This window comes from Stenotrophomonas sp. YJH_SMC_53 (genome assembly GCF_059369995.1).
The window spans coordinates 289854-303269 of record NZ_JCAFTF010000001.1 but is presented as its reverse complement, the minus strand read 5'-3'; the positions used below and the strand labels follow the sequence as shown (position 1 = coordinate 303269).

At 67.7% G+C, this 13416-nt stretch carries 11 protein-coding genes; 1 reads left to right on the top strand and 10 read right to left on the bottom strand.

Going from position 1 to position 13416, the window contains the following annotated elements:
• Nucleotides 1-62 precede the first annotated feature (62 nt).
• The 8 genes from AC5P7X_RS01430 to AC5P7X_RS01395 all read right to left on the bottom strand — a co-directional run bounded on the left by AC5P7X_RS01430 (nucleotide 63) and on the right by AC5P7X_RS01395 (nucleotide 10655).
• Nucleotides 63-1334 carry a septal ring lytic transglycosylase RlpA family protein gene (locus tag AC5P7X_RS01430; protein ID WP_053498246.1) on the bottom strand — a complete coding sequence of 424 codons (1272 nt, stop codon included), beginning with the start codon at nucleotides 1332-1334 and terminating at the stop codon, nucleotides 63-65.
• Complete coding sequence (mltB, locus tag AC5P7X_RS01425; RefSeq protein ID WP_005419390.1) at nucleotides 1331-2476, bottom strand: lytic murein transglycosylase B; 1146 nt, start codon at nucleotides 2474-2476, stop codon at nucleotides 1331-1333. The genes AC5P7X_RS01430 and mltB overlap by 4 nt, the downstream gene beginning before the upstream one ends.
• Before the next feature lie 975 nt (nucleotides 2477-3451).
• A complete protein-coding gene (gene rodA, locus AC5P7X_RS01420; RefSeq protein ID WP_053501146.1) occupies nucleotides 3452-4546 on the bottom strand; it encodes a rod shape-determining protein RodA in 1095 nt (364 codons plus the stop codon).
• A gap of 122 nt (nucleotides 4547-4668) precedes the next feature.
• Nucleotides 4669-5781, bottom strand: a complete 1113-nt coding sequence (rodA, locus tag AC5P7X_RS01415) for a rod shape-determining protein RodA (protein ID WP_005419392.1) — start codon at nucleotides 5779-5781, stop codon at nucleotides 4669-4671.
• The gene (gene mrdA / locus AC5P7X_RS01410; protein ID WP_053501144.1) at nucleotides 5778-7856 is read right to left on the bottom strand and encodes a penicillin-binding protein 2; all 2079 of its coding nucleotides are present in this window, start codon (nucleotides 7854-7856) and stop codon (nucleotides 5778-5780) included. The genes rodA (AC5P7X_RS01415) and mrdA overlap by 4 nt, the downstream gene beginning before the upstream one ends.
• A gap of 3 nt (nucleotides 7857-7859) precedes the next feature.
• Complete coding sequence (gene mreD / locus AC5P7X_RS01405) at nucleotides 7860-8345, bottom strand: rod shape-determining protein MreD (protein ID WP_005419400.1); 486 nt, start codon at nucleotides 8343-8345, stop codon at nucleotides 7860-7862.
• Nucleotides 8342-9487: a rod shape-determining protein MreC gene (mreC, locus tag AC5P7X_RS01400; RefSeq protein ID WP_053501141.1), complete on the bottom strand. Its 1146-nt coding sequence runs from the start codon at nucleotides 9485-9487 to the stop codon at nucleotides 8342-8344. Before mreC ends, mreD begins: the two co-directional genes overlap by 4 nt.
• A gap of 121 nt (nucleotides 9488-9608) precedes the next feature.
• A complete protein-coding gene (locus AC5P7X_RS01395; RefSeq protein ID WP_005419402.1) occupies nucleotides 9609-10655 on the bottom strand; it encodes a rod shape-determining protein in 1047 nt (348 codons plus the stop codon).
• A 283-nt stretch (nucleotides 10656-10938) separates the two neighbouring features.
• Between AC5P7X_RS01395 and AC5P7X_RS01390 the strand changes: the two genes are divergently transcribed.
• Entirely contained in the window at nucleotides 10939-11877 is a 939-nt protein-coding gene (locus AC5P7X_RS01390) for a carbohydrate kinase family protein (protein WP_005419403.1), read from the top strand.
• Between the two features lie 186 nt (nucleotides 11878-12063).
• Here AC5P7X_RS01390 and AC5P7X_RS01385 read toward each other — a convergent pair whose 3' ends face one another.
• Together AC5P7X_RS01385 and AC5P7X_RS01380 are read right to left on the bottom strand one after the other, a co-directional pair.
• A complete protein-coding gene (locus AC5P7X_RS01385) occupies nucleotides 12064-12684 on the bottom strand; it encodes an HAD family hydrolase (RefSeq protein WP_053497586.1) in 621 nt (206 codons plus the stop codon).
• The gene (locus AC5P7X_RS01380; RefSeq protein WP_053497531.1) at nucleotides 12684-13415 is read right to left on the bottom strand and encodes a hypothetical protein; all 732 of its coding nucleotides are present in this window, start codon (nucleotides 13413-13415) and stop codon (nucleotides 12684-12686) included. Before AC5P7X_RS01380 ends, AC5P7X_RS01385 begins: the two co-directional genes overlap by 1 nt.
• Nucleotide 13416 lies beyond the last annotated feature (1 nt).

Genomic DNA, 13416 nt, shown 5'->3' with positions numbered 1-13416 from the left:
TGGAACGTAGTGGCCATTGTAAGGCCGGGGCAGCATGGGCCGGCAGCACCGGCCCGAGTGGGTCAATCCTTGACGATCTGCGGCGAACCCAGGCCCAGACCGGCAATGCGGCCGACAAGTTCCGCGGCACTGGCATGGTCGCTGGCGGGAACGCGCAGGCGGAACAGGGTGCGGCCACCGGCGGCGATGTCGCTGATGGTCGCGCCGACGATGCCGGCGGCGTTGAGCTGGCCCATTGCGCGGTTGGCATTGTCGCGGCTGGAGAAGCTGGCGACCTGCACCATCACCGCGCCCACTACCTGCTGCGACAGGCTGGGGGCGGTCGGTGTGGCCGGCGTCGTACGCGCCGGCGCCGGCGTGACCGCGCGCGGCGCGGCGCTGGCGACGGCAACCGGTGCCACAGGGGCGCTGCGCGCCGGCGGTGCGCTCGGCGGCAGGCTGCTGACCGCCACGTCCGGCACGGCGCTGGCCACGCCCTGGGTGGTGGCCGGCTGGCCACGCGCAGGCATGGCGTCGGCCGGCAGGCGCTTGACCAGGCGATCAATGTCGCTGTCGGCGGTGGCACGCGCAGCCGTTACCGGGCGCGTACTGGCCGCCGCGACAGCCGTTTCGGCGGCACGGCGCTCGCGGCGCGACGGCTTTTGGGCCAGCAGGTTGCTCTCGCCCGGTTGCAGCGCACGCACTTCCACGTTGCCGGTACCGCGCTGGGTGATGCCCAGCCGCACCGCGGCGGCATAACTGAGGTCGACCACGCGGCCATCATGGAACGGGCCACGGTCGTTGACGCGCACGATCACCGACTCGCCGTTGTCCAGGTTGGTGACGCGGGCGAAGCTGGGCAGCGGCAGCGTCTTGTGCGCGGCGGTGAACTGGTACATGTCGTAGACCTCGCGGTTGGAGGTCAGGCGGCCGTGGAACTTGGCGCCGTAGTACGAGGCCGTACCGCGCTCGACATAGTTGCGGGTGTCGTCGAGCACCTTGTACGACTTGCCCAGCACCACGTACGGCGACTTGTTGCCGATGGCCGAACGCTCTTCGGCGGTCACTTCCGGCTCGGGAATGCAGGCGACGTTGGGAATGTAGTCCGGGGTGCTGTCACGCACGCCTGGCTTGTACAGCCCCCCGGCGGTGTAGTTGCCGCGCGTGTTCGGGTCTTCCTTGGCCGCAGCATAGGGCGAGCCCTCCGGGCAATGCGCCGGGCGCGAGCCGCGACCCTGCACCACCGTGCCGCTGGGCTTGCCACCGTGGCCGGCCGTGGCCGGCTTCTTCGGCGCACTGCTGCAGGCAGCCAGCGCGAGGACGATCAAGCTCGGGACCAGCCATCTGATGTTCATGCCGGGGGCAGCTCCTGTCCGGCGATGGCCTGCGACAACTGGAACACGGCCATCGCGTACATCTTCGAGAGGTTGTAGCGGGTGATCGCGTAGTAATTCTGGAAGCCCAGCCAGTACTGCTTGCCGGTGCTGCCCTCAAGCGTGATCGGCGTTGCGGTGGCGCCCGGCTGCACCGCAGCGCTGGGCTGGTAGCCGCGCTGCGCCAGGTCGGCCAGCGACCAGGTCGGCATCCATTCGGTCGGGTTGAACTCCTCGCGACCCGGCGCCAGCGTGGCCGGTACGGCCACCTGGCCACCACGGACCCAGCCGCCCTTCTTCACGAAATAATTGGCGATGGACGAGAACACATCGTCGTAGCTGGTGAACAGGTCGCGACGGCCATCGCCATTACCGTCCACGGCGTAATCGAGATAGCTGGACGGCATGAACTGGCCCATGCCCATCGCACCGGCATAGCTGCCCTTGAGCGTGGTGATGTCCAGCTTTTCCTCACGGCCCAGCTCGAACAGCTTGGCCAGCTCATCGCGGAAGAACAGCTCGCGGCGCACTTCGCGTTCCAGCTTGGCCGGGTCGCCACTGCGCGGGTAGTAGAACGCCAGCGTGTACAGCGCATCGAGCACACGGTGGTTGCCGGCATTTTTCCCGTAACTGGTCTCCACGCCGATGATCGCCACGATCACTTCGGCCGGCACGCCGGTGCGCTGCTGCACGCGATCCAGTTCGGCACGATGCTGGGCCAGGAACGCGCGGCCGCCATCAATGCGTGCCTTGCTGATGAACATCGGCCGGTATTCGTTCCACGGTTTGACCCGTTCGGCCGGGCGCGACATGGCGGCGATGATCGGCTGGCGCACCTGCGCCTGATCGAGCACGCTGCTGATCTGCTCCGGCTTCAGCCCATAGCGCTTGGCCGTATCGGCAACAAAGCGGGCCCGTGCGACCTCGAACGGCACCGGAGTGAGATCGACCGGCGGCGCTGTAGCAGCGGCCGCTTCGGGCGCGGCTTCGGCCGGGCCGTGGGCCTTGGTGGCGGGCTGGCGCGGCGTACTGCTGGCCTGGGGCGAAGACGGTGGGGACTTCGGCTGGGTCGCGCAGGCGACCAGGCCGAGGGTGAGCATGCAGGCCAGAGTGCGTCGAATCATCGTCGCAGGTTAGCAGGTCATGGATGAATTAAAACCCCTAACACCATGAATCACAACGATTTGCCCGCGTTCAGCGGGAAATGTGAAGACGTCGTGATCGAGCTTCCCCATTCAGATAGAGGTGGCCGGTTGCGTCCCCATCCCCGCAGACGCAACCGGCGACCGGATCCGGTCGGTACCTGCGCGGCTGCCGCTCCCCAGTGGCAGTTCCCCGCGCTCCCTGTACCCGTTGGATCAGTACTGCTCCCGCCCGACGCCCCCTCGCGCTGCATCGATTGACGGCGCGCCGTGCCGAACGGGCCGCCATTGTGCAGGCCGATTACGACAAGTCCATTGATCAAGATCAACGCGGTGTAAAAATGTGAACCAGATAACGTTTTTCGCGGACTTTGGTCGGAGAGCGTGTTGCGTCGCATTGTTGTGAGAACGCTTCCACAACGGGCATTGCGCAGCGCCAGGAAGTCTCCGGCCAACGGCGCAGCCCCTCGTGGGTCGCCGCGAAAAGCAGTTCACGGGTGAGGCCAGGTAGATGGGCTGCGCAGGGGCCGCTGCAAGTACGTCCATGTAAGCTCGGTCGCCGCATCCATGCGGCTCACGCCCCTGCGCAGCCCATCTACCCGGCCACGGACAGGTTCCGTGCGCGTCTACCCACGGAGAAGCAAGAGAAGATCAAAAGCGGGTCGCGGCGCTGCGCTTGCTCATAAGCCGAGCACGGCTCGGCGCTACACAAGGCAATGAAGCGACCCGCCAGGCTGCATTTGCTTTTGATTTTCTCTTGCTTCTCCGTGGGTAGACGCGCCCGAAAACTATCAGGGGCGGGCGCGGTGGGTTCGCGGGACCGTTGGCGCCATGGATGGCGCCATCGAGCCCCCAGGGACGGGTTTACGGCGTGTCCCGCGAACCCACCGCACCCGCCCCACACATGAGCCGCGTTACGCGACCACCCACGAGGGCCTGCGCCGTTGGCTGGAAACGCTATCCCCCGTGCACGGGCCGATGCCCGCGTACCGCCATCACCAGCCCGATGCCGGCCAACAGCGAAACCGCCGAGGTCCCGCCATAACTGATCAGCGGCATCGGAATGCCCACTACCGGCAGCAGACCGGAAATCATTCCGCCGTTCACCAGCACGTAGACGAAGAACGCCAGCCCCAGGCTACCGGCCAGCAATCGCGCGTGCGTGTCGCGCGCGTGCACCGCAATCCACAGGCAACGCCCCACCACGAACAGGTACAGCGCAAACAGCGTCGCCACGCCGATCCAGCCAAACTCTTCGGCCAGCACCGAGAACGCAAAGTCGGTGGTGTACTCGGGCAGGAAATCGAGCGTGGCCTGTGTGCCCTGCCCCCAGCCACGTCCTTGCCAGCCCCCGGAACCGATCGCGATGCGCGATTGCAGGATGTTCCAGCCGGTACCAAGCGGGTCGGCCGCCGGGTCGAGGAAGGTCAGCACACGATCCTTCTGGTATTGCCGCAGCAAGCCGAACCACGCCAGGGGTGCAGCCACTGCCAGCCCTGCCGCCCCGGTCGCCAACCAACCCCAGTGCAAGCCAGCCAGCAACAACGCGAACACGCCACTGGCAGTGACCAACGTGGCGGTGCCGAGGTTGGGCTGCATGAGGATCAACACCGCCGGCACGCCGATCAGCAGCGCGGCGGTCAATACCGTGCGCGGCGAGGGCGGCAGTGGTTGCCGATGCAGGTACCACGCCATCATCAGCGGCAGGCTGAGCTTGAGCAGCTCGGACGGCTGCAGGTAGAACACGCCGAGGTTCAGCCAGCGCTGCCCGTACTTGCCGGTGCCGATGACGTACACCGCCATCAGCGGCAGCATCGACAGCGCGTAGATCGCAGGGGTCCACGCACGCAATCGCAGCAGCGAAACACGCGACAGCAGCCACATCGCCAACAGCCCACCGGCAAAGCGTGCCGCCTGCCCGGCCACCGGGCCGGACACGCTGTGCAGCACCGCCAAGCCGGCGCCCATCAGGATCAACAACGCGCCCAGCAACGGCAGATCGATCGTGCGCAGCGCCTCACGGCAGCCGCCAAGCAGTCGTTTCCATTTCACGCGGGCACGGTAGCAACGGGTGCTTGCGTGAAGCTGTCAGGGTGCTCCTGCTCTCCGTAGCCGAGCTGCGGGGTCAGATCCCTTTTTCCTGTGGAAAAAGGGATCTGACCCCGACGCCGGACTCAACCGTAGCCGCCGTGCACCGGGTTGTGGCTGCGCACCGCCATTACCAGGCCGAAACCGGCCAGCAGCGACACCGCCGAAGTACCACCGTAGCTGATCAGCGGCATCGGCACGCCTACCACCGGCAGCAGGCCGGAAATCATCCCGCCATTCACCAGCACGTAGACGAAGAACGCCAGGCCGGTGGCACCCGCCAGCAGGCGCGAATAGGAATCGCGTGACTGGCTGGCGATCCACAGGCAACGCCCGATCACCACCAGGTACAGCGCCAGCACGGTGGCCACGCCGATCCAGCCGAATTCCTCGCTCAGCACCGAGAACGCGAAGTCGGTGGTCTGCTCGGGAATGAAGTTCAGGTGCGACTGCGAGCCTTCGCCCCAGCCCTTGCCATCGAAGCCGCCGGAACCGATGGCGATCTTCGACTGGATGATGTTCCAGCCGGCGCCAAGCGCGTCCATCTCCGGGTCCAGGAACATCATGATGCGGTCCTTCTGGTACGGCCGCAGCAACCAGAACCACGCCACCGGCGCGACCGCAGCCACGCCGCCCACGCCCAGCCCAACCCACCACCACGGCAGGCCCGCCAGCAGCAGCACGAACACGCCGCTGGCGGCGATCAGCACGCCAGTACCGAAGTCCGGCTGCAGCATCACCAGGCCGGTGGGTACGCCGATGATGATCAAGGCCACGAGCACGGTATTGAAGCGCGGCGGCAGCGGCATCTTGTGCAGGTACCACGCCACCATCATCGGCAGGCTCACCTTCAGCAGCTCGGCCGGCTGCAGGTAGAAGAATTTCAGGTCCAGCCACTGCCGGCCATATTTACCGGTGCCCAGCACGAACACCGCCAGCAGCGGGATCATCGAGATCGCGTAGATCATCGGCGTGGCCGAGCGGATGCGCAGGATCGGCACCCGCGAGATGCCCCACAGTGCGGCCATGCCCACCGCGAAACGCGCGCCCTGCGCCATCACCAGGCTGTCGCCACCAGCGCTCTTCAGGGTCGCCAGGCCAATCACCATCAGCGCGCCCAGGGCCAGGCACAGCACCCAGTCCAGCGTGCTGAAAAAGCGGCGCAGCATGTCGCCGGCCCAGCGCAGGAATACTCTCATCGTGCAGGCTCCGCAGGGGCCGGGCGCGGCGTGGCTGGCAGCGCGGCGGCCTGCGCACCCGGCTGCGGCGCAGGCGCAGGCGCGGGCTCCGGCGTGGGTGCACCGATCAGCACCGGGTGCTCTCCCACCTGTGCAGCGGCGAGGTCACCGGCCTGGCGCGCGCCCGCGTCCTCGTTGTCGAACGCGGTGGCGCCGATGGCGGTGGTGCCGCGCTCGCTGTCCAGCGGCTGCATGCCTTCGGGCATCTTGCCCAACAGGTAAGCGTCGAACACCTTGCGTGCGATCGGCGCCGCGGCCGAACCACCATAGCCACCACCTTCCACTGCCACCGCAATTGCGATGACCGGGTTGTCCGCCGGCGCAAAGCCGACGAACAGTGCGCGGTGACGCAGATGCATCGGCAGGCTCTTCGGATTCACGGCGGCGGTACCCTTGCGGCTGATGACCTGCGCGGTACCGGTCTTGCCGGCCATCACGTACGGCGCACCGACGGCCACGCGCCAGCCGCTGCCGCCGGGCCGCATGGTTGCCATCATGCCCTCGCGCACGGCCTGCACGTTGTTGGGATTGGGGCTGACCGGCTTGCTCTCGCCGGGCGGCATCGCCGTCCAGTCGCTGTCGAAGCCTTCGCGCTGCTGGATCACCAGGTGCGGGGTGCGCAGCTGGCCGTCGGCCAGGCCGCTGACGCCGCGCGCCAGCTGCAGCGGGGTGACCTTCCAGTCACCCTGGCCGATGCTGATGTTGACCGTATCGCCGGGATACCAGGCTTCCTTGCGGCTCTTCCGCTTGTAGGCGGGCGACGGCAGGATGCCGCCGATCTCGCCGGTGAGGTCGATGCCGGTCGGCTGGCCGAAGCCGTAGTACTCCATGTAATGGTCGAAGCGCTCGATGCCCAGGTCCAGCGCCAGCTTGTAGTAATAGGTGTTGACCGACTCGGCGATGGACTTGCGCAGATCAGTCCAGCCGTGGCCGCCACGGTGGGCGTCACCCCAGCCGCGCGAGGTGCCCGGCAGGTAGAACATGCCGGTGGAGAGCACCTTGTCTTCCGGGCGGCGCACGCCGGAGTCCAGTCCCGCCAGGCCGATCAGCGGCTTCAGCGTGGAACCGGGAGCGACGCCACCGAGCACCAGGCGGTTGAACTGTGGCCGCGACGGGTTTTCGTTCAAGGCCTTGAAGTCGGCATGGGAAATGCCGTTGACGAACAGGTTGGGGTCGTAGGACGGCAGGCTGACCATCGCCAGTACTTCGCCAGTGCGCGGATCCATCGCCACCGCCGACCCCTCCTGGTCGCCGAACGCGGCCACCATCGCGCGCTGCAGGTCGGCGTCGATCGACAGCCGCAGGTCGGCGCCGGACTGCGCGGCGACGCGGCCGATGGTGCGGATCGCGCGGCCCTGCACGTTGGTCTCGACCTGCTCGTAGCCGACCTTGCCGCGCAGCTGCTGCTCGTAATAGCGTTCCAGGCCGGACTTGCCGATGTGGGTCAGCGCGGCATTGCCTTCGCCGAGGATCTCCAGATCCTTGTCATCAACGCGGCCGACGTAGCCGATGATGTGCGCGAACAGATCGCCATAGGGATAGCGCCGGGTCAGGTAGGGTTCCAGCTCGACCCCCGGGAAACGCCAGCGGTCGACGGCAAAGCGCGCCATCTCCTCGTCGCTCATGCGCAGCTTCAGCGTGACCGGCAGGAACTTGCGGCGCGCCTTGCGCGACCTGTTGAATGCTTCCAGCTCTTCCGGGCTGATGCTGATGATCTTCGCCAGCCCTTCCAGGGTGGCATCCATGTCCTTGACCTTGTCCGGAGTCACATCCAGGCGGAAGGCCGGCACGTTTTCGGCCAGCAGGCGACCGTTGCGGTCGTAGATCATGCCGCGCCCTGGCACCACCGGCCGCGGCTTGATGCGGTTGGCTTCCGAGCGCGTGGCGTAGACGTCGTGGTCCAGCACCTGCAGCTTGAAGTACCAGCCGCCCAGGCCCAGCAGGCAGACCAGCACGCCCAGGAAACCCAGCGCCGCACGGCGGCGGAACTGTTCGGCTTCGGCGTGCGGGTTCTTGACCTGGCGGCGCGGGATCATGGCTCAGCGCCCGCGCTTGCCGAAGCGCACCGCGTCCAGCAGCACGAACACCAGCGGCCACAGGCCCATGCCCAGCAGAGGCGCCCACCAGTACGACCAGGGCAGGGTCGGCTCATCCACCACGATGTGGACCAGCGCGCTGACGATGCGATCGTTGAACAGCAGGCCGCCGATGGCCAGCATCTGCTGGGACATCGGGAAGAAGCGGATGCGGGCACGGAAGCGCTGCAGGATGAAGGCCAGCATTACCAGCCGCAGTGCCTGTTCGCCCAGCACGCCGCCGTACAGCAGGTCGGCCACCACGCCGCTGGCAAAGGCGATGCCCAGGCCGACGCGCTCAGGAGCTTCGATCACCCAGTACGCCAGCACCAGCGCCAGCCAGTACGGGCGCAGCGGCTGCAGCAGCGCCGGCAGCGGCAGCAGGCCCAGCAGCAGCGCCACCACCAGGCTGGCCGGCAGCACCCACGGGTTGTCGCGCAGGCGGCTCATCGCTGGGCCTCCGGCGTGGTCGGTTGCCGGCCAGCGGCCGGCACTACCGTGGATCCAGCTGGGGGAGAGCCCCCCTCTTGTTGAGGGGGGGGCGCCGAAGGCGCGGGGGTAAGGGAGGATGCGGGGGCAACAGTTCTCGTCTGCGACGAGGGCTGTTGCCGGCCAGCGACCGGCGCTACCGGGGAGCTGACCGGAGCTGGCGTCGTTGCCGCTGGCGCGGCTCCCGCAGACACGCTGGCGCCGGTGGCCGGGCCCCCCGGGGCGGTTTCTTCCAGCTGCAGGCGCAGCTCCGGCGGAATGCGGATCGCCGCGCCCGGGCGCAGCAGCAGCACGTCGCGGCCGCGGTCGAGCTGGGCCGCCGGCTTCAGTTCGCCGACCAGGAAGGCGTGGGTGTCGTCCGGGCGCAGGCCGGTGATGGTGCCGACCGGGAAACCGGCCGGGAAGCGCCCGCCGAGGCCGGAGGTGACGATCTCATCGCCCACTTCCACGCCAGCGCTGAGCGGGATGTCGCGCAGTTCCAGCGTGTCGCCGCGGCCATAGACGATCAGGCGCACGCCGTTGCGGGCCACGGTGACCGGCACCGCGTGGTCGGGATCGGTCAGCAGCAGCACGGTGGAGGTGCCACCGGTGACGCTGATCACCTGCCCCATCAAGCCGCCGGCGTCGATCACCGCCTGGCCGACGTGCACGCCCTCGCGGCTGCCTGCGTCGAGCACCAGGCGCTGCTTCACCGGGTCCAGGTCGATGTCCAGGATCGGCGCCAGCTGCACGTCCAGGCCACTGCGCTCGGCCACGTTCAGCAGTTCGCGCAACTGGGCGTTGTCCAGCGCGGCGGTCTGCAGGCGAGTCAGGCGCGCGTTGGCCAGCAGCAGCTGGTTGCGCAGTTCACGGTTTTCGGTGACCAGCTGGGTATGGCTGGCGGCGGAATCCTTGACCTGGTTGCCGAGCTTGCCGGGCAGGCCAGCCAGTGCCCACACCGGCTGTACCAGGCTGTTGGCCTGCTCGCGCAGGCGTGCCAGCCAGCCAGCCTGGTCATCGAGCACGATCAGGGTGATGGCCAACGCGAGATAGGCCAGCAACCGCAGGGGGCTGGCGGCATCACCGGATCGGGAGGCGACGGGAGGACCGGCGTAGGGCGGCACGGCAACGATTCAACTGGCAGAAGGCGGAAGGGAAACACGCGGGCGCCCCGCCGGTGCCGGCCCGCCATCACGGCGGGCCGCACCCCGGAAGGGCGCGGCGGGCAGGAACGGCCGGGACGGCTTATTCCGGCGCAAAGAACTCGTTGCCGTGCATGTCCACCAGCTCCAGCGCACGACCGCCACCGCGCGCCACGCAGGTCAGCGGGTCGTCGGCCACCTGCACGTGCAGGCCGGTTTCCTCGGAGATCAGGCGGTCCAGGTCGCGCAGCAGGGCGCCACCACCGGTCAGCACGATGCCGCGCTCGGCGACGTCGGCGCACAGTTCCGGCGGGGTCTGCTCCAGCGCCAGCTTGACCGCGCTGACGATGCCCGACAGCGGTTCGTGCAGGGCCTCGAGCACTTCGTTGGAGCTGATCTTGATCATCTTCGGCACGCCCTCGGCGAGGTTGCGGCCGGAGATTTCCATCTCGATCACTTCCGCCTGCGGGTAGGCGCAGCCCAGCTCGACCTTGATGCGCTCGGCGGTGGCTTCACCGATCAGCATGCCGTGGTTGCGGCGCACGTAGTTGGTGATGGACTCGTCGAAGCGGTCGCCGCCGATGCGGACCGAGGCCGAATAGACGATGCCGTTGAGCGAGATGACCGCCACTTCGGTGGTGCCACCGCCGATGTCGATGACCATCGAGCCACGGGCTTCGGTGACCGGCATGCCGGCGCCGATCGCGGCGGCCATCGGTTCTTCGATCAGGAACACGTCACGGGCACCGGCTTCCTCGGCCGATTCCTTGATCGCGCGGCGCTCGACCTGGGTCGAGCCGGCCGGCACGCAGACCAGTACGCGCGGGCTCGGGCGCAGCACGCGCGACTTGTGCACCTTCTTGATGAAGTGCTTGAGCATCGCCTCGGTATAGGTGAAGTCGGCGATGACGCCGTCCTTCATCGGGCGGATGGTGGTGATGTGGCCCGGGGTACGGCCCAGCATCTGCTTGGCTTCGGCGCCGACGGCTGCCACCGAGCGGGTGCCACCGATGGCACGGTCCTGGCGCACGGCCACGACCGACGGCTCGTTCAGCACGATCCCCTGCCCGCGCACGTAGATGAGGGTGTTGGCCGTGCCCAGGTCGATGGACAGGTCGTTGGAGAACATGCCACGGAGTTTCTTGAACATCTGAGGAAGGAGTCCTGAGGGGTGTCGTGCCCGCCGCGGGATGGCGAAAAAATGGGCAGAAATCGAGGCCGACAAGCCTAGCAACCCGCCTGCCGCCGAGCAAGGAAAAAACTAGCTGAACCCGCGTCTTCACAGGCTTTCGGCCTGATCGGGTCTCACCCGGTTCTGGCCCTGAGCGGCACCAGCGGGTAACCTTTGCGCCGTCGGGCGCCCAAGGGCGCCGTTTGCTTGCCCGCTGAACCGGGCCGGCCCACCCCAAAATTCACCGCATAGGCTTACATCGATGTCCGCTCTGATCTGTGGTTCTCTTGCCTTCGACACCATCATGGTGTTCCCGGACCAGTTCAAGAATCACATCCTGCCGGACAAGGTGCACATCCTGAACGTGTCCTTCCTGGTGCCGCGCATGCGCCGCGAGTTCGGCGGCTGCGCAGGCAACATCGCCTACAACCTGCACCTGCTGGGCGGCCAGCCGATCCCGATGGGCACCGTGGGCTCGGACTTCGGCCCGTACCGCGAATACTTCGAAGGCCTGGGCATCGACCTGTCGCGCGTGCGCGTGATCGATGAGCTGTTCACCCCGCAGGCATTCATCACCACCGACCACGACAACAACCAGATCACCGCCTTCCACCCGGGCGCGATGATGCGTTCCTACGAGAACCACGTGCGTGGGGTGCCGGGCGTCACCCTGGGCCTGGTCGGCCCGGACGGCCGCGAAGGCATGATCCAGAACGCGCAGGAATTCCACGAAGACGGCATCCCGTTCATCTTCGACCCGGGTCAGGCCATGCCGCTGTTCAACGGCCCGGAACTGCGCGCCTTCATCGAGCAGGCCGACTACGTGGTGGTGAACGACTACGAGTCGAACCTGCTGCAGGAGCGCACCGGCTGGGACGAGAAGGAGATCGTCAGCCGGGTCAAGGCCTACATCACCACCCGTGGCCCGAAGGGCGCGGTCATCCACACTCCGGAAAAGAGCTACGACATCCCGCCGGCGCACGAGCGCCGCGTGGTCGACCCGACCGGCTGTGGCGACGCCTTCCGCGCAGGCCTGATCTACGGCATCCAGAAGGGCTACGACTGGCTGACCATCGGCCGCATGGGCAACCTGATGGGCGCACTGAAGGTCGAGCATCCGGGCACGCAGAACCAGCGTTTCACCTTCGATGAGTTCAACGAGCAGTTCAAGCAGCAGTTCGGTTACGCGCTGGGCGCGTAACCGAACTGCCCGCACATCTGATCGGTGGGTGTCGACCTTGGTCGACACTGCCGGCCAGCGGCCGGCACTACCGGAACCTCCGACCGACACGTGGCCTGCTCTCTGTAGAGCCGAGCCATGCTCGGCTTGCGCGCGCCAGCACGATCTGACCGCAGGGCAGCCGAGCGTGGGCTCGGCTCTACACGGTCATGCGGCCTGCCAGGCGGCCAGCAGCGCGCGGCAATCGGCGAAATGCCAGTCGGCGCGGCCCGGCCAAGGGTTCTCTGGCAGGTTGACCAGCACGGTATGCGTGCCGGCCGCACGGCCGCACTCCAGGTCGTAGGCGTGGTCACCCACCATCACCGCCTGCGCAGGCCCGATGCCCCATCGCCGCAGATGCTGCTGCAGGCCCTCCGGCGAGGGCTTGGGCACCGCTTCATCGCGACCAATGATGTCGGCATCGTCGAACAACGCCCCGACCCCGATCGCCTCCAGCGTCAGCTTCGCCAGCGCATGGTCATTGCGGGTCAGGATGCCCAGCCGGCAGCCAGCCGCCGCCAGCGCGCGCAGCAGCTTCACCGCACCCGGCGCCGGCAGCGCGTCCTCGGCCAGCGCGCGCTCGTGATCCAGCAACCACTCACGCTTGGCCTGCGCCGGTGCATCCGGCAACGCCGCGATATGGTCGAGGATGTCTTCCTCGGCCGTGATCTGCAATGCGCGGCGGATCGCGGCGAAATCATGCACGGCCACAGTCAGCGTGCCGTCCATGTCGAACACCCAGTGCCGGATCGCGGACAACGCGTGCACCGCGCTGCCCGTCGCGACCATCACTGCCACCACTGCGGCATGCGGCTGGCGTCGACGCCGCCGGTCTCGAACACCGCCGTACGGGTGCCGCCGGCCTTGACCGGGAACTCGATGCTGATCGACTTGCCCTTGCGCGCCAGTCTCCACAGCGCTTTCTGATCGGTGATGAACAGGGCGATGGCTTCATCGGTCTTCGGGCGCCACGCGGCCATCGACACCGGCTTGCCGTCGTCCACGGTCACTTTCACCGTGCACTGCGGGCACCGGAAATCGCCGGCCTGCAGCACCAGGTAGGCATGCCGCTTCCACTCCGGATGATCGCGGAACACCAGCTGCACCGGCTTGGCGCCGCTGCCATCCACGTCCACCCGTTCCTTGCTGTAGATCTGCGCCGAAACCTGGTTGCCCTTGCTGCCCACCGGGATCTGGTTGTACTGCCACAGCGCCTGCATGCGCCGCAGGTCGCGCGCGGCATCGCCCTTGGCCTTGACCTCATCGAAGCCCGCGGCGATGCGCTCGGCGGCGGCGGTGTCCTTGTACTGGTCCAGCAGCGAGGCGCCGTGCAGGCGCGCGCGCTCCCAGTCCTGCGCGGCCACGGCCATGTCGTACTGCTTGGCCACGTCTTCGGCCTTGGCCTCCTTCTGCGCCTGCACGGCGGCTGCGGCGGCTTCCTGCGCCTTGCGTTCTTCCTCGGGGTTGCTGCAGGCGGCCAGCGCCAGGGTGCAGGCGGTGAGCAGGATCAGTCGTTTCATG